The organism is Rahnella sp. NRRL B-41462, from assembly GCF_003263525.1.
Taxonomy (GTDB): domain Bacteria; phylum Pseudomonadota; class Gammaproteobacteria; order Enterobacterales; family Enterobacteriaceae; genus Rahnella; species Rahnella aceris.
In genome coordinates, this window is the sequence record NZ_JYDF01000005.1 from 82614 (window position 1) to 104515 (window position 21902).

Annotated in this window: 18 protein-coding genes; 5 read left to right on the plus strand and 13 right to left on the minus strand. The window is 51.6% G+C overall.

The window, feature by feature from the left end:
• Positions 1–97: 97 nt before the first annotated feature.
• The gene (gene pdxY / locus UC14_RS01800; RefSeq protein ID WP_037035268.1) at positions 98–958 is read left to right on the plus strand and encodes a pyridoxal kinase PdxY; all 861 of its coding nucleotides are present in this window, start codon (positions 98–100) and stop codon (positions 956–958) included.
• A gap of 92 nt (positions 959–1050) precedes the next feature.
• Here pdxY and gstA read toward each other — a convergent pair whose 3' ends face one another.
• From gstA to UC14_RS01820, 4 genes are all read right to left on the minus strand, one after another.
• Positions 1051–1656 carry a glutathione transferase GstA gene (gstA, locus tag UC14_RS01805; RefSeq protein ID WP_013576067.1) on the minus strand — a complete coding sequence of 202 codons (606 nt, stop codon included), beginning with the start codon at positions 1654–1656 and terminating at the stop codon, positions 1051–1053.
• A gap of 173 nt (positions 1657–1829) precedes the next feature.
• Positions 1830–2696, minus strand: coding sequence for a 4-hydroxy-tetrahydrodipicolinate synthase (dapA, locus tag UC14_RS01810; protein WP_013576066.1), 867 nt, complete (start codon positions 2694–2696; stop codon positions 1830–1832).
• 124 nt (positions 2697–2820) lie between these two features.
• Positions 2821–4494, minus strand: a complete 1674-nt coding sequence (locus UC14_RS01815) for a bifunctional diguanylate cyclase/phosphodiesterase (RefSeq protein WP_013576065.1) — start codon at positions 4492–4494, stop codon at positions 2821–2823.
• 558 nt (positions 4495–5052) lie between these two features.
• Positions 5053–5322 carry a hypothetical protein gene (locus tag UC14_RS01820; RefSeq protein ID WP_013576064.1) on the minus strand — a complete coding sequence of 90 codons (270 nt, stop codon included), beginning with the start codon at positions 5320–5322 and terminating at the stop codon, positions 5053–5055.
• 307 nt (positions 5323–5629) lie between these two features.
• Between UC14_RS01820 and UC14_RS01825 the strand changes: the two genes are divergently transcribed.
• Positions 5630–6661, plus strand: a complete 1032-nt coding sequence (locus tag UC14_RS01825; protein ID WP_013576063.1) for a helix-turn-helix domain-containing protein — start codon at positions 5630–5632, stop codon at positions 6659–6661.
• 164 nt (positions 6662–6825) lie between these two features.
• A complete protein-coding gene (locus tag UC14_RS01830) occupies positions 6826–8721 on the plus strand; it encodes a diguanylate cyclase domain-containing protein (protein ID WP_112197129.1) in 1896 nt (631 codons plus the stop codon).
• A gap of 93 nt (positions 8722–8814) precedes the next feature.
• On the opposite strand, the gene UC14_RS01835 is transcribed toward UC14_RS01830, so the two are convergent.
• The 8 genes from UC14_RS01835 to sapA all read right to left on the minus strand — a co-directional run bounded on the left by UC14_RS01835 (position 8815) and on the right by sapA (position 18326).
• Complete coding sequence (locus tag UC14_RS01835) at positions 8815–9369, minus strand: serine acetyltransferase (RefSeq protein WP_037035265.1); 555 nt, start codon at positions 9367–9369, stop codon at positions 8815–8817.
• Between the two features lie 130 nt (positions 9370–9499).
• Positions 9500–11011: a dipeptide/tripeptide permease DtpA gene (gene dtpA, locus UC14_RS01840; protein ID WP_013576060.1), complete on the minus strand. Its 1512-nt coding sequence runs from the start codon at positions 11009–11011 to the stop codon at positions 9500–9502.
• A gap of 582 nt (positions 11012–11593) precedes the next feature.
• Positions 11594–12796 carry a peroxidase-related enzyme gene (locus UC14_RS01845; RefSeq protein ID WP_112197130.1) on the minus strand — a complete coding sequence of 401 codons (1203 nt, stop codon included), beginning with the start codon at positions 12794–12796 and terminating at the stop codon, positions 11594–11596.
• 207 nt (positions 12797–13003) lie between these two features.
• On the minus strand, positions 13004–13813 hold the full coding sequence (gene sapF, locus UC14_RS01850; RefSeq protein ID WP_013576058.1) for a putrescine export ABC transporter ATP-binding protein SapF: 810 nt from the start codon (positions 13811–13813) through the stop codon (positions 13004–13006).
• On the minus strand, positions 13813–14805 hold the full coding sequence (sapD, locus tag UC14_RS01855) for a putrescine export ABC transporter ATP-binding protein SapD (RefSeq protein WP_013576057.1): 993 nt from the start codon (positions 14803–14805) through the stop codon (positions 13813–13815). Before sapD ends, sapF begins: the two co-directional genes overlap by 1 nt.
• Positions 14805–15695, minus strand: a complete 891-nt coding sequence (gene sapC, locus UC14_RS01860; protein ID WP_013576056.1) for a putrescine export ABC transporter permease SapC — start codon at positions 15693–15695, stop codon at positions 14805–14807. The genes sapD and sapC overlap by 1 nt, the downstream gene beginning before the upstream one ends.
• Positions 15682–16647, minus strand: coding sequence for a putrescine export ABC transporter permease SapB (gene sapB / locus UC14_RS01865; protein ID WP_013576055.1), 966 nt, complete (start codon positions 16645–16647; stop codon positions 15682–15684). The genes sapC and sapB overlap by 14 nt, the downstream gene beginning before the upstream one ends.
• Positions 16644–18326, minus strand: a complete 1683-nt coding sequence (sapA, locus tag UC14_RS01870) for an ABC transporter substrate-binding protein SapA (RefSeq protein WP_037035550.1) — start codon at positions 18324–18326, stop codon at positions 16644–16646. The genes sapB and sapA overlap by 4 nt, the downstream gene beginning before the upstream one ends.
• Before the next feature lie 239 nt (positions 18327–18565).
• Here sapA and zigA point away from each other — a divergent pair, with 239 nt between their 5' ends.
• Positions 18566–19753 (plus strand): zinc metallochaperone GTPase ZigA, encoded by a 1188-nt coding sequence (gene zigA, locus UC14_RS01875; protein ID WP_112197136.1) that lies wholly within the window; start codon positions 18566–18568, stop codon positions 19751–19753.
• Positions 19754–19973: 220 nt separating this feature from the next.
• Here the strand turns inward: zigA and pspF are convergent, their stop codons facing one another.
• Positions 19974–20981: a phage shock protein operon transcriptional activator gene (gene pspF / locus UC14_RS01880; RefSeq protein ID WP_112197131.1), complete on the minus strand. Its 1008-nt coding sequence runs from the start codon at positions 20979–20981 to the stop codon at positions 19974–19976.
• Positions 20982–21213: 232 nt separating this feature from the next.
• Between pspF and pspA the strand changes: the two genes are divergently transcribed.
• Positions 21214–21885, plus strand: a complete 672-nt coding sequence (gene pspA, locus UC14_RS01885; RefSeq protein WP_013576051.1) for a phage shock protein PspA — start codon at positions 21214–21216, stop codon at positions 21883–21885.
• The last annotated feature ends 17 nt before the right edge of the window (positions 21886–21902 follow it).

The following is a 21902-nucleotide window of genomic DNA, read 5'->3' on the forward strand; positions in this document are numbered from 1 at the left end:
GGCCGGTAGGACGGGGGGCTGCAAGGTCTCCCGTTTTTGTTCCCTGATATCAGTAATCCCGCCATCTCCCCGATGACGTTGCAATCGGAAATTCTTCATGAAAAGCATTCTTTCTATCCAGTCACACACAGTTTTTGGACACGCGGGTAACAGCGCGGCGGAATTCCCTATGCGTCGTATGGGCGCAAACGTTTGGCCTCTGAATACTGTTCAGTTTTCCAATCACACTCAGTACGGACACTGGACCGGCTGCGTGATGCCTGCAGCACATCTGACTGAAATTGCGCAGGGAATTGCGGAAATTGATCGTCTGAAGGATTGCGACGCGGTGCTGAGTGGCTATATCGGTTCGCCGGAGCAAGGGCAAAGTATTCTGGAGATTGTTCGTCGGGTGAAAGCTGCGAATCCCGATGCCTGGTATTTTTGCGATCCGGTCATGGGACATCCTGAAAAAGGCTGTATCGTGGCGCCGGGCGTTGCTGAGTTCCATTGCAACCAGGCGCTGGTTAACTGTGACATTATCGCGCCGAATCTGCTGGAGCTTGAACTGCTGAGCGGTCACGCAGTGGCAAGCGTTGAAGAAGCCGTCGCCACTGCGCGGGAGCTGATCAGCAAAGGCCCGAAAATTGTGCTGGTGAAGCACCTGAGCCGCGCTGGTTATCACAGTGACCGTTTTGAAATGCTGTTGGTTACTGCGAGTGAAGCGTGGCACATCGACCGTCCGCTGGTTGATTTCGGTGTCCGTCAGCCGGTTGGCGTGGGTGACCTGACCAGCGGTTTATTGCTGGTGAATTTGCTCAAGGGTGAAGCACTGGATAAAGCGCTTGAGCACGTGACCGCTGCAGTTTATGAAGTCATGCTGGCGACGCATGCGATGGGTGAATACGAGCTGCAAATCGTGGCAGCGCAGGACAAAATGGTCAAACCTGAGCATCATTTCCCGGCGGTAAAACTGTAATCACTGCCTGAATACCTCTTTTCCTGAATAAAAAAACGCCCCGCGCTGTAGCAGCCGGGGCGTTTTTGTTGGCGATCACACCACGAAAGCGGTTATTTCAGACCTTCAGCCGACAGAGCCGCATCAACAGCCGGGCGTGCGGCAACGCGGTCAAGGTAGGCGTTCAGTTCCGTCAGTGCGCTCAGATCAAATTTCAGTGCCTTCGCCCAACCCATCACGGTAAACAGGTAAGCATCTGCCACGCTGAAACGCGTACCCAGCAGGAAATGATTGTCTTTGAGGGCGGTATTCACGTAAGCAAATTTTTTGCTCAGTGCTTCGCGGGTTAATGTCTTGAACTCTTCGGGGGCTTTCGGATTAAACAATGGCGAGAAACCTTTATGCAGCTCAGTTGCAATGTAGTTCAGCCATTCCAGCGCGTGATAACGGGCCAGCGTGCCTTGTTCCGGCATCAGCTGACGGTCTGGTTTCTGGTCTGCCAGATACTGCACGATAGCCACGCCTTCGGTCAGAATACTGCCATCATTGAGTAACAGCGTAGGGATCTGCCCCTTGGGGTTCACTGCGAGGAAGTCATCACCGGTTTCTGTTTTCTTGGTCGCCAGATCAACCTTCTCAATGCTGAAGTCCAGACCCGCTTCACGCAGGATGATATGAGGGGAAAGGGAACAGGCTCCGGGTTTATAATACAGTTTCATAAACACTCCATTGGATGAGCAACCCGCCGGACCCCGCGAGACATTACCGTTTCACAGGGTGGCGATAGGGCTATATAAAAACTGCTTCTATCCTAGAACTGGCGGGAGCAAAAGTCAGTGTTTTAATTGTGACAGTGCGTCCGGTTACTCATATTCTGATCAAACATACGCTCTCAGCGCGAGTGCTGGTTCAGGAGGCCACGCACGGCCAGTTCAACGTTTTCAGGCGCGGGCAGCATAGGAGAACGCAGCTCGTTATCCATCAAGCCGTCCAGCGATAACGCGAACTTAATGGCCGCCGGGTTCGGGGCAGAAAACATCAGGCGAATCATTGGCAATAAGCCAAAGAAGGTTTTACGCGCGGCAACGATATCCTGCTCTTTGAACTGTTTAATCAGTTGAACAAACTCTTCCGTGAAAATATGCGACGAGGCAGCAATCGCCCCTTTACCGCCCAGGCTCAGGGTTGAAAATATCTGCACGTCTTCGCCACACAGTACGTCGAGTTCGCCGTCAGCAATCAGTGAAAGCGTCAGGTCTATACTGCCTCCGCAATCTTTTACGGCGGTAATGCGCGGATGTTTTGCCAGCTGGCGGAATGTGTCCAGCTCCATCTGTACGCCAGTACGATAAGGAATATTGTAAAGCACCACCGGCACCGTGGCGTGATCTGCAATTTCCGTAAACCAGGCGACCAGTGCGGCCTGAGAAGGGCGGATGTAGTAAGGCGCGGGGATCAGCAAACCGGCAACAGGACGGTGTAAAATCGCATCCTGCATTTCACGGATAACCGGCATATGCGTGCCTGACAGCCCCATGATCACCTGATGACCCGGTACCACTTCCAGCACAGCATCCAGAACCTGCAGTTGTTCTTCTTTGGTGAGCATCGGGGCTTCACCGGTCGTACCACAGACGACGACGCCGTCAATGCCCCGTTTGAGCAGCCGGGTGCACAATGATTTCAGTGCAGTAAAGTCGATCTCACCCTGATGAAAAGGCGTGACCAGCGGGACCCAGATACCTGAAAACGATGACATGATGTAGTTCCTTAAACGGCGTGATTTATCAGCCTCGGATCATGTCAGTAAAACAGGGACGAGCGCCAATTGAATGAATTAATAAGGTGTTTTGAGTTATCTATGGTGCTTATAAATAGATGGTTTACGTACTGGATAACATGTTCATTTCATTGCTCAGTAACGTGCTTAACACTTCTACCGGCACGGGGCGCGAGAACAGATAGCCCTGGAGGTGCGAGCAACCTGCTGATACTAAGAAAGTTTTTTGCAACTGATTTTCAACGCCTTCTGCAATGACGTTGAGATGCATTTTATTGCCAAGCTGAGACACGGCAGAAACAATCGCGGCGGTATCATTCACTTCTGTGACGTACTGCACAAACGAACGGTCAATTTTCACGCTGTCTACTGAGATATCTTTTAGCAAACTGAGGCTGGAATAACCGGTACCAAAATCGTCGAGCGAAATTTTAACCCCGACCTGACGTAATTTAGCGAGATGGCTGAGGCTGATCCCGTTGGCGTTCATCACTGAGGTTTCGGTCAGTTCAAGTTCGAGCCGTGAAGGCGGGAAATCTTCCTCTGCCAGAACCGCCAGAATACGCGGTCCGAAATCCGGTTCACCGAGTTGAACAGCAGAAACGTTGATCGCCAGATTGAGCCGTTCAAAATTCCTGATATCCCGACACGCCTGCCGCAGAACAATTTCACCGAGCTGAATAACCAGTCCGGTCTCTTCGGCCAGGGCGATAAATTGTACCGGCGAGACTTGTCCGAGCACGCCGTGGTTCCAGCGTGCCAGCGCTTCAACGCAAACGACTTTCTCATCGTGGCTGCGTAAAATAGGCTGATAAACACAGGTCAGGTCACCTTCTTTGGCCAGTGATTCCGCCAGCGCTTTCACCATAATGCGTTTACTGACGCTGCTGGCATCGAGCAATTCAGAATAAAACGAGAACATATTTTTGCCGCGCTGCTTGGCTTCCAGCAGCGCCGTATTCCCGCGGCGCATGATCTCGCCGGCGGTAATATTCTCTGCACCAAACATCACGATGCCGAATGAAATCGTAATCATCGGATTAGCCCGCGTCAGCGTAAACGGCTGGCGCATCATCACCAGTATTTCCAGCGCCAGATTATTGGCCATTTCACTGGTCGGATTATTGCGCAGGATAATCGAGAATTCATCGCCGCCGATGCGCGAAACGGTTCCGCTGTTGCCGACTTCATTACGCAGACGCTGGCCGAATTCGCAGAGAATGGCATCGCCCGCCTGATAGCCGTATGTGTCGTTGATGTAATTGAAATCGTTGAGATTCAACAAGAAGAGGGCGCAGGGGTCAGGGCGATACATGCGCCGGGCGGCAATCTGGCTAAGTTCTTCACTCAATGCCGTCCGGTTCGGCAAGCCGGTTAATACGTCATGACGGGCAAGGTAGCGGATCTGCGCTTCTGAACTGCGCAAAAGCGAAATATCCATAATAGAGGTCAGAATGAAATGCCGTGTCTCCAGCGTGACGCGGGATTTACGTACCAGCACATTGCGCCGCTTACCTGACGGGTCAACCAGCGTTTCTTCGTTGACCGTTTTCTCTCCGGTTTCCAGAACTTCAATATCGCGCTCACGCTGCCGGGCAGATTGTTCAGGATCTGTGAAAAAAGAAACATCCTGACCAATCAATTCTTCCCGTGGACGTCCATAAAATTCGCTGGCTTTCTGATTAAGGAATACCAGTTTACGCTCATTATCTTTAAGGACTGTCGCTTCGGGAAGAGCATCAAGAACTGCCTGGCATATCGCAATATCTGTAAGCATGAGTTAAATACCCCGAGCAGAAAATGAGTGTGATGTGGCACAGTTTGTTAGCCAGTAAACTCATCAGATTGTTTTTGCAATTATTACTCACAATCGGATGAGAATATTACCGTTGTTTTTAAATTTTAAAATTCAATCGGTTATCACGCCCTAAGTAAGGTATTCGATATATTATTCGGGTGAATAACGATCAACTCAGTTCAATGCGGTTTTTACCGGCGAATTTTGCCCGATACAAAGCATGATCTGCCTGGATTAATAAGGGCGAGACCGAATCCTGATTGGGCATCACGGAATGCCATACCGATATCGTTCGTCATCGGAATATTATTCTGCGAATTCAGAGCTAACCGAAGCAGGAGATAACCTGCCGTCAGATACGGTCCTGGGGAAATTAGCTTAACAGGACTGTGATAACAAATCGGTGAAAGAGTGTGGCGGGTATGCGAACTGTTATTGTGACTGATGATCCGTGCAGGACAGAAACACTTTTATCATATTTAGGAATTTCTTTATAAACGCTAAGGCGACGGAAGAAGAACAGCCTGACATGAAGTCTCAGGGATGCTTTTTAGTCCCAAATTTTTCATCCCATTCGCGGCGGTAACGGCGGGATTGTTTACGGCCTTTCAGCCAGAGGTAGGTGCACACCGCGCAGACACCCGCTGAGAAAACGATATTGCGCATATCCTGATCATAAAAAATGACCAGCACACAGTCGAGAGCAGCCACAATCGCGAACCACTTATGCATGTGCGACTGCCTGCGGGTTTCGGCATTCATTCTTTTAAGCTGACGTCCCTCTTCCAGAACCTTTCTTTTTACCATCGCACGCTCCCGGGATGAGTGGAGTCAATCATTTGACGTAGATTTTTTTGAAGGAGAGTAAACCGAAAAAAGCGGGTTATTATTCGCGATATTAACTGATCCTGAAATTATTATCGCGAACAACCTGCCAGCGCTATTCGTTGAATAGCGCGATTTACTGACTGATTTTACAGTCTTTTAAACGTTATAGGCTGACTAAAAAATAGTTTTTTATGATGAAAAAGTATTACCAATTACTGCTGAGGATTGATTTATCAGGCCGTGGTGGATTATCTTTTTAGGAATTATCTTAATTCTCGGTGAGTAAATGAGCGATTCATCATCACGAAAGATCGTTGATAGTGCGAACATTTATCAGGATTTCGACACCCGTTTTTACGAATGGGAAGACGGAATGTCCAGCGCAGGTTTTAAACTTGAACTGCCGGATCGCAACAGGGAAGAATTTGACTGGAGCGTCACCGGCTACAACTTCGGCCGCGTGATTGGCGGTGTGCTGACCGTCAGTGAGCACGATATCAATCGCCAGTACGGCAACCTGTTTTCGATGCCCGATCATATCGTCATTTTCATTGTGATTATCGGGGGGATGGACTGCCAGTGTTTCGGCGAGCGGTTCATGCTGAGCCAGGGGGATATCCTGATCCAGGATATGTCGCAGCCGATTAAAATCCATGTGTATCCGGGCGAGCAGAAACCGCGTCTCGGTTCTTATCAGTACATTATTATGCCCAAGCACAGCCTGCATTTTAATGTCGATATTGCCTCGTTACACGGAAAGCGTATTCCGGCAGCCTCACCGGTGAACATCATTCTGCGCAATCATTTTGCGACGATGGTGCAGGTGTTTGATCAGATGACCGAACAGGAAGTACTGAGCACTGGCGAGGGGGCGGCGTCGGTATTCCTGCAAACACTGCATCTGGTGGCGGGGAAGAAGGTGGAACATCCGTTTGAGCAAAGTGCACGTCTTGAGCGCATTTGCCTGTATATCGAAAAGCATCTCGGCAGGCCGATCAGTATTGATATTCTGTGCAAAGATTTTGCTATTTCGCGCTCAGGGTTGTATCGCCTGTTTGAACCGCTTGGCGGCATCGCGCAATTCATTCGCAGCCGGCGCTTACTGCTGGCGAAGCGCCTCCTGCGAACCTCTTCGATGTCGGATCAAAGTCTGGCCGCCATTGCGAGACAGTGTGGCCTGGAACCCAGCGCTTTACGTCGCTATTTCCATGAATTCTATGGCACCACGCCTTCTGAGATGCGGGAGAAATTCCGCCGTGATGCTGAGCAATCGGGGCAGGCGGATGCCACTCATGTGAATTGGGTGACTTCGCTTTAATGCATTGATTGCCCCATTTTTGTACGAAAAGTGTTAACCATTCACGCATTTCCTGATCTGTCATTATTCTGATTTTGCCTCTGCGAGGCGGAATCAGAGCCGTTTTCCCGGCCAAACACAGTAGACTTGGTGAAATAGTCATCAGTAATCATTGAGAGCGCATTATGTTAGTCCCTCAACCGGCAGTTGATGAACAGGCTCGTCTTGCCATACTGGCTTCTCTGGGGATCCTGGATTCCCCCGGAATTGAGGAGATCGACCGTATTACCCGGATGGTCGCCCGGCAGTTTCAGGCTAAGGCTGTCGTTGTTTCATTGATTGACGCGGACCGCCAGTGGTTCCTTTCTCACACCGGCATTGATATTCATCAGTCTTGCCGTGATACCTCCTTTTGCGGTCATACTATTCTCGAGCCCGGTCCGCTGATTGTCAGGGATGCCCGGCTCGATTTGCGCTTCCACGATAATCCGCTGGTGACCGGCGCGCCTCACATCGTGTTTTATGCCGGCTGTGCCTTGCATTCAAAAGAGGGTGTGGCGCTGGGCGCGTTATGCCTGATTGATGATCGCCCGAGGGACTGGTGTGAGGAGGAACAGCAGACTTTGCTGGATATGACGGCGCTGGTACAAAGTTATATTTTTCACCTTGAAAACCGGCAGTACACGGCGCGGGTAGAAGATAATCTGGCGAAAACTGAGGCTTTATTTGAACAGACATTTGCTCACGCTGCCGTCGGCTTCTCCTTAGTCGGACTCGACTGGCGCTGGCTGCGCATCAATCCGCAGGTGTGCAATATGCTGGGTTATGCCGAATATCAGCTGCGCGCCTGTTTGCTGCATGACGTGACCCATTCCGATGATCTTTATGCCGAAAACGTGCTGATTCCCCGTTTGCTCTCCGGTGAGATAAACAGTTTCTGCATAGAGAAACTTTTACAGCGGGCGAACGGCAGCACGCTGTGGGTGACTCTGACGGCCTCACTCGTGCGTAATGTGGCTGGTGAAGCCCATCACTACATTGTTGTCATCAGCGATATTACTGAGCGTAAACATATCGAACAGGCATTGTATTCACTGCAGGGGGATCTGGAACGCCGTGTGGCCGACCGGACTTATGAGTTGCAGGTGGCGATGGATCAGCTTCATCAGGAAATCGCCCAGCGTCTGACCCGGGAACGGGAACTGATGGAAAGCAAAAACCGCCTCAGAGCCATCACCGATAACATTCCCGCGCTGATTTGCCATGTTGATGCGAATGAACAATACACTTTTGTGAATCATTTTCACGCCAACTGGTATGGCGTCGAAGAAACACAGGTCAGCGGGAAGCAGGTCAGGGATGTGGTAGGAGATGACAGCTATCAGAAAATTAAGCCCTATATCCGCCAGGCTTTGCAGGGAATGACAGTAAGTTACGAAATCGAATTGTCGGATCACTCCCATCATGCCAAGGGCGGTGTTTTGCATACCACGCTTATCCCCTGCGACGATATTCGCAATGGTTATTACGGCCTTTCAACCGATATCAGTGAAATTAAAGCGTTACAGGCTCAGCTGGAATTTGAGGCAAATCATGACGCACTGACCGGATTACCAAACCGGCGCGCGTTCCAGCAGTCACTGATTCATGCCGCCGGAAAACAAGAAAAAGCAGATAGAGATATCGCATTGCTCTTTTTGGATATTGATAATTTTAAAGCGTACAACGACACCTACGGGCACGAATTCGGCGATTTAATCCTGAAGTTTTTTGGTTATACCTTACGTGAAAATCTGCGTTCACAAGATATTGTGGCGCGTCTGGCGGGAGATGAGTTTACCGTTTTGTTGAGCGGGCTGATGAATACTGAGAGTGACGTCAGCCGTATTTGCATCAGCCTGATGAGTGCTCTGCATTCCATCGAGTGTATCGCAGGTGTCCCGGTGGCGCTGTCTGCCAGCATCGGCGTGGCGATTGGTCGCGCGCGCCAGTCATTGCTGCCGGATGCGCTGCTGGCGCGGGCTGATGCCGCGATGTACCGCGCGAAACAAAGTGGAAAAGGCCGGTATTATTTAGGATGAAAAATTTAGGATAAAAAACCGATACAGGCCGGACACCGAGTAAATGAAACATTCCTGAGGCGATAAACGCTGTTCGCTGACGGCAGGCGTTCCTTACGTTTTGATGATTATCTTGCTGCTTTTTTCGTTATAACACACGGCATTGTCCGGGATGTTCTTATTGATGAACGACATCGCACCAATGGTGACATTGTGGCCGATAGTAATGTCATTGCCGATAATGCAGCAATTGGCACCAATATCCACATTATCGCCAATGATTATACGTCTTTTCCCCTCATCCACTTTAATGCCGATGGTGGTGTTTTGCCGGATCCGGACATTCTTCCCAATCATGCAATGAGGATTGATGACGATACCGGTGAGATGAGGAAGCCTGATGCCTTCTCCGATCTGCGTTCCCAGCATGATCTCGATGCCATACTTTCTTATTAACGAGTAGTTAATCTTACGGGCGCGGGCTTTGCAGAAATGGCTGTCCGTCGCGTATAAGTAGCTTGCGATACGCCACCAGAAAATGTACCGGTGCTGGGGTTGTTTTATGCACCTGATGATTATCCGCCGCCAGGAGAAATCCTTTTTGTTCTTAAGAATATCGGCGGATAAATAGCGGGTTAATTGCTTATATTGACTGTGATTTTCGTGCATCAGGATGGTTCCGTTTTCGTAAGTCTCGCTTACGTAATCCTAACACAACGAATACTTATCCTAAATTCCAGCCATAAAAAAACGCCTCCCGGAGGAGGCGTTCGTCAGCCCTCATCAGACGCTTGCGCGTTTACTGAGCAGAAGCCAGTTCAGGTTGTTTCTCATCAGTTTCACGATCCAGCGTCATGCGGTGCAGTTTAGATGCAGTGACCAGCATCAGCACAGCAATCACAGCCGTTGCAATACCAATCTGCAGGAACACGTGGCTATAAATTGCCAGTGAAGCATGCGCGTCATCAATGTCAGCAGGCACGGCAGTCAGATTGGCCACGTAACCCGCGATAATTGCAGCGGCTGCGGTGGTCAGGAACCAGGCACCCATGATGAAGCCCATCAGACGCTGCGGAACCAGTTGAGCAACCATCGCCAGACCCAGACCGGAAATCATCAGTTCGCCGATACTCTGCAGCGCGTAGCTCAGTACCAGCCAGTTTACTGACACAATGCCTTGCTCATTCGCCAGGCTCGCACCCCACGGCAACACCAGGAACGCACCGGAACACAGCACCATACCCATCGCAAACTTGTGCGGCATTGGCATACGGTCACCGACCTTGGTGTAGACCGCCGCCAGAACCGGGCTGGCAACCATGATCCAGAATGGATTCAGCGCCTGGAACTGCTCAGGCTGGAAGCTGATACCCAGCAAATCGTGGCCTACGTTGTGGATAGCGAAGAAGTTCAGCGACGTTGGCATCTGGCTGTACAGCACGAAGAACACCACCGCTTCCATCATCAGCAGGAACGCCACAATCATCTTCCGGCGGGCGATGCCTTTCATTGAGAACGTTTCTTTCGCAAACACAATAATGATACCGACGGAAACCACACCCAGAACCATACGTGCGATGGTTTGGTTATGCAGTAACCAGCTTGACAGGAACACCAGCGCGACAACACCGACCAGCACCATCAGCAGTTTTTTGAACTGCAGCGGCGCGAAGTCTGGTTTTGACCCCTGACGTTTGACCCATTTGCGGCAGAACAGGAAGTTCACGATGGTGATCAGCATACCCACAACGCTCAGGGAGAACGCGACACTCCAGCCGTACTTCGCGGCCAGCCATGGTGTTGCCAGCATGGAGAAGAACGAACCGATGTTCACCGACATGTAATACATGGTGAATGCGCCATCGAGACGCGGGTCATCTTTTTCGTAGCAGGTAGAAAGCAGTGAGGATGGATTTGCTTTAAACAAGCCGCTACCGACGGCGATAGTCGCCATACCCAGATAAACCCAGAAAATTTCATGGCCGGAATAGGCAACGAATGAATAACCCAGCGCCAGCACAATCGCGCCAAGCACGATCACGCGTTTTGAACCCAGCACTTTATCGCCCAGCCAGCCGCCGATAGCGACGAAGCCATAGACCAGCGCACTGAATGATGAGAACAGGGTGATGGAGTCGGCTTCACTCAGGCCAAGCATTTTGACCAGGTAAACCGCCATGATCCCTTGCAGGCCGTAGTAACCGAAACGTTCCCACAATTCGATGGAGAAGATCAGGTAAAACGCTTTTGGCTGTTTGAAGGCGTTAAGACTCACGCTTTCATTGTTTGGTGTTTTGTTTGCAGTTGACACTCGTACCTCTGTTTATTCCTTCCGGCCGTATGTGGCGGAAACGCATAAGTGGCGCGAAATAAGCACCCTTTGCATTGTTATAAGATGGGATGACGGCAAGTAATGTTCACTATCTTCGTAAATGTGGCAAGGAGTTTGACATATGCTGTTACATTTAACTTATCCGACGTGATTAAACTATGTTCGAAATGTTATGCAGAATTAATGTTTATGTTTTCTAAATAGACAATATGAATATGTTGCACGAATTGTAATCACTACTCTTATATTGCCATTGTTTTACAGGGAAATACTTAAGTAGTTTATTTGTCTGATTTGTAGTGAATATATAGTGAATATCTCTGGAGTATCGTGCTTCACATGGTGGTTTGTGAATGGCTTGTTTGCTGCTGAAGACGCAACCAGAACGGCGCACAGTGTAATGTGAGCCGTTTCTCGTTTTAACACTAAATTTTCGATTGAAAATAAGATTAATACGACTTATGCCGGTTAGGTGGCGCAGGTATTTACAATTGGCATCACCGGCAGGGGAATATCCTGCCGGAATGAGGGGAGTAAGAATGAAGGTAAACAGGTGAAGAACTACTGATTCAGGGTATCGCCCAGCGTCTGAATCAGACGGTTTGACCAGCTGAACAGCGCCGCAGTCAGCAGAATATCCAGAGATTGTGTTGCCGTATAACCTGCATCAGACAAACTATGCAGCTGGCGTGCATCAAAACGTTCCGGGGTACGGGTCAGGGCGACCACCGTTTCCAGCAAGGCAATCTCTTTTTTGTCTTGCAGATTTTTCGACAGCGTATCAACGGCATCATCGCGATGATTTTCTGCGAATAATTCGTTAATCAGCATCTCATTCCCACCCGCTTCAAGATACATACGTCCGTGGATCCCGGCGCAATACAGACAACCGTTTAGCTGCGATGTGGCTACGGCAGCCAGTTCACGCCACGCGGCTACCGGCTGCGCACCTGCCTGCATAATATTATTAAATACCGCAGAAAATTCGCTCAGCGCGTCGGCGTCATGCACCAGCAATGTATAGAAAGAGGATGAACGCGCATCCGGCGCGATTAAATCCAGTACATCCTGCTGATGCTGGCTGGCATTTTCCGGCACCACTTCAGGTAAACGCGACGTCCATTGCAACATCGCCAGTGAAAACCCTTTCTGCCCGCAACCTTCCGGCGAAGGAAATCCTGGCAATACGGCGGCGGCGCGGCCGCGTAAACCATTCAGAACCGCCAGTACGCGTGCCTGATAGCTGACAAAGCCAATCACTTGCGTAAAGGTCACGATATCGCGCGTGCTGAAACCCACGTCATAAAGCTGATGCAGCATCGGCGCAGTAATCAGTGTTGGCTGGGTTGCGAGTAATCGTGCGAACTGGGTAATGTGGGTCTGGCGGATGTTACTTTCACGGGAGGCGTCAGGGCTGGGAAGCGGGGCGAGACGGGCAGCGTAATGGCTACAAAGTGTCTGTACGCCGCTGACCTGTGCCACCGTCAGCGCACTACTGAGACGGTCATACAAGGATAATGTTTCGGTACGTGAAACCTGCAGATTGTCAGGAAACAGTACCTCATAACAGGCGCGGGAGGCCCTCAGTAGTCGCTGGCGGTCGTTAAGTAACTGGCGAAGTGTCGGGTCAAGTTGAGCATCAAGGCCCAGCAGAAAGCGATCCTGTACCAACGCAGCGTGCGGATCGAGCGGCAGATGACCATATTGGCTGGATTGTGTTTCATGATACCAGCCGCTGTGCGCGGCCTTGCGTTGTTGTTCCATGAACGGGTCCTTTCTTCAAGCCTGCTACTCAGGCAAATTATCAGACCCTATCGTTGCCGATACTGCTGCCGATATAAAATAATGTTAAGCGATAAATCATATCGAAAAGGAATAGAAGAGGGTGGATTTGCATAATAAAGAAAACGGCATCAGTTTCCTGACACCGTTCAGGGGGTGAATCTGCCCGTTTATTATGCAGAAGGGGCGTTAATTACCGTCACGACGCCAGGCATCAGCAGTCAGCGCTTCGCCAAAGTGACTCGAAATCAACCGTTTGGTGAGGTCATGCAGCGGTGCCGCCAGAACTTCGGCCGTATTTCCGCGTTCCACCACCTCGCCTTCGTGCATCACCAGTACCTGATCGCTGATGTGTTTCATCATGCCCAGATGCTGCGTCACGTAGATGTACGAGATGCCCTGTTTTTCCTGTAATTCGAGCATCATATTGATGATTTGTGAACGCATCGACATATCCAGAGACGCCAGCGCTTCATCAGCCACGATCACTTTGGGTTGCAGGATAAGTGCACGTGCCAGTGCCACGCGCTGCTTCTGACCCGACGCCAGCATATGCGGGTAATAATTGGCGTGATCGGGCAGCATGCCGACCAGCCGCAATGTCTGGTTGATGCGTTGTTCGCGCTGTTGTGCATCCATTTCGCTGTTCAGTCGCAGGGGCGCTTCGAGTAACTGCCCGATACGCTGACGTGGATTAAGTGAGGTGCTCGGGTCCTGAAAAATCATGCGGATTTGCTGGCTGCGGAAACGATAATCACGAAACGTCAGCGGATGATCATCAATCAGAATTTCGCCGTCGCTCGGCTCGACCATGCCGGAAAGCATTTTAGCCAGCGTCGATTTGCCCGAACCATTCTCGCCGATGATCGCCAGCGTTTGTTTTTCGCGCAGGGTAAAGCTGACCGGTTTCACGGCCTCGAGATTCATCTTGCGGAACAGTCCGGTGCGATAACGGAACGTTTTGCTCAGATTACGGACTTCGAGCAGGGTTTCGCCCATTATTGCTCCTCCATGTTCAGCGGGAAGTGGCAGGCGTAAGCATGTGTTTTTGCCAGACGCAGACGTGGCGTTTCGATGCATTTTTTCTGCGCGTAAGGGCAGCGTGGCCCCAGACGGCAGCCAATCGGCAAATGTTCCAGCGAAGGAATGGCACCTGGCAGCGTATTCAGACGGCTTTTATGTGGCAGTGAGCGGCCAAAATCAGGCATCGCGCGGATGAGCGCCTGCGTATAAGGATGATGCGGCGTGGCCAGCAATTCTTCACACGCTGCGCTTTCAACCGTTTGTCCGCAATACAACACGTTGATACGGTTCGCCCATTTGCTCATCATTTGCAGGTCGTGGCTGATCAGTAAAATGGTGGTGTTATTGTTCTGGTTGAGTCGCGCCAGCAGGCGGAAAATCTGCGCCTGCGTCGTCGGCTCCATGGCGTTAGTCGGTTCATCGGCAATCAGCAGACGCGGCTGATTCGCCAGCGCGATGGCGATCATCACTTTCTGGCACTCGCCTTCGGTCAGTTCATACGGATAACTGGCCATAACGTCTTTGTGATCTTTAATACCGACGCGGTGCAACAGCTCGATGGCGCGTTTTTTGCGCCACTTCCAGCGCTGATACCAGCGGCCTTTGTAGGTCCAGCCGGGAATGGCCTGAATCAGCTGGCGGCCGATGCTTTCAGAAGGATCCAGACAGGACTGCGGCTCCTGAAAAATCATCGACACATTTTGCCCGACCAGTTTACGTCGTTCGCGTGGCGTCAGTTGCAACAGCTCGATGTTATCAAAGCGCATCCGGTCCGCCGTCACGCGCCAGTTGTCTTTGGTAACGCCACAAATCGCCTTGGCAATCAGGCTTTTACCCGAACCGGATTCGCCCACCAGCCCGCGGATTTCCCCAGCGTTGAGCGTCATACTGACGCGATCCACAGCTTTGACCGGGCCATCGGCGGTCATAAATTCAATGGTCAGATTGCGGATATCGAGTAACGGCATTATTCCACTCCCGCATTAATCGCCCGACGCACACCGTCACCCAGCAGGTTGATCAGCAACACGCTGATAAGAATGGCGGCGCCCGGCAGCATGACTGTCCACGGTGCGACATACACCAGCTCCAGCGAATCGCCGAGCATAGCTCCCCATTCCGGTGACGGCAGTTGTGCGCCCAGATCCAGAAAGCCTAACGCGGCGATATCCAGAATCGCCATCGACAGTGCGCGGGTAAATTCCGTTGCCAGCACCGCAACGATATTTGGCAGAACGGCATAACGCAGAATCTGCCAGGTGGAGGCACCATCGAGTCGTACGGCGACCACATACTCTTTTTCCAGCTCATCATGCACAGCGCTGTAAATCGTGCGCGAAATGCGTGGCAACAGCGCCAGCCAGACGGCCAGCATCGCATGCTCAAGTTTCGGCCCGATAAACGCGACGACGACAATCGCCAGCAGCAGGGAAGGGATAGACAGCAGGGTATCGAAAATATGGTTCAGAATGGCCGATTTCAGGCCACGGCTGATCCCCGCCAGTACGCCGATGATCACACCACATAAAGATGCCGCGAGGGTTATCACCAGTGCGCCGCCAATCGTCGGCGCAGCGCCTGTAAGCATCCGGCTGAGTAAATCGCGGCCAAGATCGTCGGTGCCGAGGAAGAACGACACGTTGCCGTAGCGCGACCAGGAGGGCGGCAACAACTGATAACCAAGGAATTGTTGATCGAGCGCGTAAGGCGCTAACAAATGGCCAAATATGCACAGCAATAACAAGCCGAGCACGCCGTAGAAACCGATCATCGACAGTGTGTCGCGATAGAAAATCCCCCACGTATGGCGCAGAGGACTCGGGACCTGTTTTTCGCGGTATACATTATCGAAGGGCATACCATTCCTTATGTTTCAATGGATTCATCAGTGCGCCCAGAATGTCTGAAAGCACGTTAACCACAATTACCAGCGAGCCAACGACCATCACCCCGGCTGAAATCGCCGCGTAATCCTGCTGGCGGATGGCGTTAATCAGCCATCGCCCGATGCCTGGCCAGTTAAAGACCACCTCAGTAATCATCGCCAGCGTCAGCATGGTCGAAAATTGCAGGCCGAGCTTGGGAATGATCGGCGGCAGCGCGTTGTGTAATACATGGCGACGGATAATCGTAAAGCGTGATAAACCGCGCGTTGCGGCGGCTTTCACATAGTTTTTCTCCAGCACATCGTCGGTGGAAATGCGCATCAGGCGGATCACTTCGGTCGTCGGCGCCACGGCCAGCGCGGCGATCGGTAAAATCATATGGCGGATAGCGCTCATGATCATCTCATGGCGGTATGGCGAATCAGAAAGCCACGCATCAACCAGCGTCAGGCCGGTGACACTTTTCAACTGATAGAGTAAATCCAGGCGACCGGAAACCGGCAGCCAGCCCAGTTGCAGCGAGAAGAACAGCATCAGCAGTACCGCCAGCCAGAACACCGGAATGGAAAAGCCGAGCAGGGCGATGCTGCTGATGGCGACATCCGGCCATTTTCCACGCATCACTCCCGCCAGAATGCCCAGCGGGATCCCGACGACTAATGCCAGCGCAAAGGCCAGCACGCACAATTCCATCGTGGCCGGGAAAACCGCTTTCAACTGATAAGAGATGCCTTCGCCGTTGATACTCGACACACCGAAATCAAACTGGCAAAGACCCGCAAAATAGAAGTGGTAGGCGTCCCACAAGGACGCGCCGCGCAGTGGCGCATTCGGCGTGAAATAGCTCAGGCTGAACGCCACAAGGCTCAGGAAGAACAGGGTCACCAGCAGCAGCAAAATGCGGCGTAACGTAAAGATAATCATGGAACTTTCCTTCCTTCATTATCACGACTTTTTTCATCATCACGGAAGACGCCGGCAAACGAGGAGTTGCCAAACGGGCTCAGTACCAGCCCTTTGATGTCGTAACGGTAAGCCTGAAGACGCAGGGAAGACGCCAGTGGCAACACCGGCAGTTCCTGCTCAAGGATTTTTTGCGCCCGCTGATAAAACTCAATACGCTGGGAAAGTTGCTGTGACAACAGCCCCTGACGCAGCAATTCATCAAATTCCGGGTTACACCAGTGAGCATAGTTGGTCTGCGAATGAATCGCTGCACAACTGAGCATGGGGCGGAAGAAACTGTCCGGGTCATTACTGTCCGTTGACCAGCCAGACAGCGTCAGGTCGTGATTCATCTCCATCAGCTTGGCTTCCTGGAAACGTCCCTCGACCGGGACAATGGTGACTTTAATCCCTACCTGTCCCAAATCGGCCTGGATCAGTTCGGCGGTTTTCAGCGGGCTGGGGTTAAAGGACTGCGACGCCGTCGGCACCCATAAATGCAGGTTGAGCTTTTCCTGCCCGAGGTCTTTCAGGATTTGCTTCGCTTTATCCGGATTGTATTCCGTTACCTGCGCGTTGCTGTCATAAGCCCAGGACGCACGCGGCAAAATAGACGCAGCGGTTTCAGCGGTGCCGTAATAAATCGACTGCATCAGGCGCTGATTGTTGATCGACAGCGCCACCGCCTGACGGATACGCGGATCATTGAGCGGGGCTTTGTTGGTATTGAAAGCCAGGTAGGCAACGTTCATCCCCGGGCGCAGGGAAAGACGCAAGCGCGGATCCTCACGTAGTATGGACAGCTGACTGGCCGCCGGATACGCCAGCACATCACATTCACCGGTCAGCAATTTCGACAAACGCCCGGTGCCGCCAACGCCCATATCAATCACCACCTGTGCCATACGCGGTGTGCCTTTCCAGTACTGTCCGTTGCGCGCCAGCCGCACATATTGCCCGGTACGGTATTCACCAAGCTGGAACGGGCCGGTGCCTACCGGCTGGCGATCAATCTCTTCTTCGTTGCCGGATTTGATGAGATTCGCGGCATATTCAGCCGAAAGCACCGGTGCGTAATGCGTGGCAAGATGCCAGAGAAAAGAAGCGTCAGGATTATTGAGGCGAAACTCAACGGTATAGTCGTCCAGTTTTTTGATGCTTTTCACCGCATGGGCAAACTGCAGGCTGTCGAAATACGGATATTCTTCACCGTTTACAGCATGGTAGTGATTATTCGGGTCGATGATGCGCTGGAAGCTGAACACCACATCGTCGGCGTTCATCTTGCGCGACGGTGAAAACCAGCCGGTTTTCTGGAAAGGCACATCTTTGCGCAGATGGAAACGGTAGGTTGCGCCATCATCCAGCACTTCCCAGCTTTGTGCCAGTTCGGGGATCAGGCGATAGGTATAAGGGTCGACATCCAGCAGGCGGTCATATAACTGTGCGGCCAGCGTATCAATGATCAGCCCGCTGCTGGCTTTCTGCGGGTTAAAGGTATTGACCATGCCGTTAACACAATAGACAAAGCCGCTCTGGCGAATATCTTTCACCGGCGCACTGACGACTGGCGGGCTGGCGTGTGTTGGAGCAGTCTCAGCAAAAACTGTCGTGGACAAGCCACTCAGTAAAATCATCCACAAAGTTAGACGACGCATAAAGGCTTCAAAGTTAAGGTGCAATAGCTTAAGTGTACCGTACTCTGCGAGGTACCCCAATCCATTGAGCAAATCAGCGTGCGGGACTGCGGCACTTCGCGCAAAAACCGTTCGTTTTCCGGCAAAAAAAGAGCATGTATCAATAAAACCCTTGAAATTGGATTGCTATTGTTATGTTATATTATAACAATAATCGCAGGCGAAGTATTCCTGCACTGTCCTGAGATATGAGGTTAATGATGTCCTTACTCCCTGTTACCGTGCTGTCCGGTTTTCTTGGCGCAGGTAAAACTACCGTTCTCAACCATATTCTGAACAACCGTCAGGGATTGCGCGTGGCGGTGATCGTCAATGATATGAGCGAGGTGAATATTGACGCCGCACTGGTCGCCAGTGAAATCACGCTCGACCGTCAGCAGGAAAAACTGGTGGAAATGAGCAACGGCTGCATCTGTTGCACGTTGCGGGAAGATTTGCTGATTTCCGCGCGTGAGCTGGCGCAGGCCGGACGTTTTGATTATCTGCTGATTGAATCGAGTGGTATTTCAGAACCGCTGCCGGTGGCGGAAACCTTCACTTTCGAAGATGAAAACGGTGAAAGTCTGTCGCAGTTCGCACGACTGGATACGCTGGTGACCGTGGTCGATGGCGTCAACTTTATGCAGCAATATCAGGAAGCGCGCAGTGTGCAGGAGGCTGGTGAAAGTCTCGGCGAGGACGATGCGCGTAGCGTGACGGATTTGCTGATCGACCAGATAGAATTCTGCAACGTGCTGCTGGTGAGCAAAACCGATCTGCTCGACAGCCTGCAACAGCGGGAAGTGATTGCATTGCTGAAAAGCCTCAATCCCGATGCGCACATTATACCGATTTCCCCCGGCAGCCTGCCGCTTGAAGCCGTGCTTAATACGCACCGGTTTGATTTCGCCAAAGCACAGCAGGCGCCGGGCTGGCTGAAAGAGTTACGCGGTGAACACACACCGGAAACCGAAGAGTACGGCATCAGCAGTTTTGTCTACACCGCACGCAGGCCGTTTGATCCGGATAAGTTTTACCGCGTGGTGCACGGCGACTGGGGGGGCGGTACCTTACTGCGTTCCAAAGGCTTTTTCTGGCTGGCGTCGCGTCCGCGCTATGCCGGGCAGTGGAGTCAGGCGGGCGGCATAGCGCATTATGGCATGGCGGGTATTTTCTGGCGTTCGCTGCCTGAAAGCGACTGGCCGCAGGACGAGGAGACCCGTGAACACATTATGGAGAAATGGGTTGAGCCGTTTGGCGATATGCGCCAGGAACTGGTGTTTATCGGCCAGCACCTGAATAAAGAAGAGATTATCCGGCAGTTGGATGCGTGCCTGTTAAGCGAAGAGCAGATGGCAGAAGGCATCGAACACTGGGTCAACATGGCCGATCCGTTCCCCGAATGGTAGTCCTTAGTGACCTTAAGGTGTTCATAAAGTAGCCATAATATCAGTGTGGTAATGAGAAATATTCTCAACAAAGTGCTTTACAGACGATACTGAGAACTATTATCATTCTTTTCACCGGACGAGAGACGACCCGCCAGGGACGTTAATCGCGAGGTACGACATTGCTCACATTGCTTCCAGTATTACTTAGCCAGCTCGGGTGCTGGCTTTTTTTTGCCTGTTATTCAGCCCCTTCCTGCGAATTGACCTGAATTGCGTGTTTCTTCAACATTCCGCGCAACTGATGATAAGTCACGTTCAGCAACTCTGCGGCTTTACGCTGATTAAAGCGTGCCTGCCGTAAAGCCTGCTCAATCAGATTTTTTTCCTGTCCGGTCACCCATTGCTTAAGATCCAGCGGTAACGTCGGCAGCGTGTCGTGTGGACTGACGTCAGCCGTTTCCACGGTGGCAGTGCGCTGTGCAAACGGGTTCAGGATAATATTATCGAGCGGAAAATCGCTGGTACCATGGCGGTACATCGAGCGTTCGACGACGTTTTTCAGCTCGCGGATATTGCCCGGCCAGCGGTAGGCCATCAGCGTCTCACGCGCATAGTCGGTAAAGCCGGGGAATAACGGGAGAGACAGTTCGCGGCACATCTGAATGGCGAAATGTTCCGCCAGCAACATGATGTCCTGCTGGCGTTCACGCAGCGGCGGCAGTTGCACCACATCAAACGCCAGCCGGTCCAGCAGGTCGGCGCGAAATTTTCCTTCAGCGGCCAGCACCGGTAAATCATCGTTGGTCGCACACACCAGCCGGACATCCACCTGTAACGGCTGGCTGCCGCCGACGCGCTCCAGATGACCGTACTCAATCACGCGCAGCAGTTTTTCCTGCACCAGCATGGGCGCTGTCGCCAGCTCATCGAGAAATAACGTGCCGCCATCCGCACGTTCAAAGCGTCCGAGATGACGTTTCTGTGCGCCGGTAAACGCGCCAGCTTCATGGCCGAACAACTCGGAATCCAGCAGGTTTTCATTGAGCGCCGCACAGTTGAGCGAAATGAACGGCCCCTGCCAGCGGGGCGACAGATAATGCAGACGATGCGCAATCAGTTCCTTTCCGCTGCCGCGTTCGCCGGTGACCAGAACCGGCTTATTCAGCTTCGCCAGTTGTGAGACCTGTTCCAGCACTTCGATGAAGGCGTTGGCTTCACCGAGTAAATTGTCTGTGTTATCCGTCATTTGGCTTTCCTTGTGTGGTGAAACACACTAACACTTAGTGAAAATAATCATCTCGAAAAATAAGCATAGCAGAGACAAAAGTAAAAAATTCAATTTATTCATGCAGATAATGATTTTAAAAAGTTGGCACGGATCCTGATATAGGTTTATCGCCGCAGTGAAAAATTTTCCTGCGGATTTAACCGGTAATCATTTGGCCGGAAACCAACAGAAACAAAGAGGAATTTCGATTATGGGTATTTTTTCTCGCTTCGCTGACATCATTAACGCCAACATCAACACCTTGCTGGATAAAGCAGAAGATCCGCAAAAACTGGTTCGTCTGATGATTCAGGAAATGGAAGACACGCTGGTGGAACTGCGTTCTACCTCCGCCCGTGCGCTGGCAGAAAAGAAACAACTGATCCGTCGTATCGATCAGGGTGAATCCCAGCAGAGTGAATGGCAGGACAAAGCCGAACTGGCGTTGCGTAAAGATAAAGACGATCTGGCCCGTGCGGCGCTGATCGAAAAGCAAAAGCTGTCCGAGCTGGTGACCACGCTGAAAAACGAAGTGAACGTGGTAGAAGAAACGCTGGATCGCATGAAGTCAGAAATTGGTGAGCTGGAAAGCAAACTGACCGAAACCCGTGCGCGTCAGCAGGCGCTGACCTTACGTCATCAGGCCGCAGCGTCCTCGCGTGACGTCCGCCGTCAGCTCGACAGCGGTAAAATTGATGAAGCGATGGCGCGTTTCGAGCAGTTCGAACGCCGCATCGATCATATGGAAGCGGAAGCAGAAAGCGTCAGCATTGGTAAAAAGAAATCGCTGGATCAGCAATTTGCCGAACTGAAAGCCGACGATGAAATCAGCGCACAAATTGCTGCGCTGAAAGCTAAAATGAACGGCAATCAGGACGCATAATGTTTGCCATTAAACCT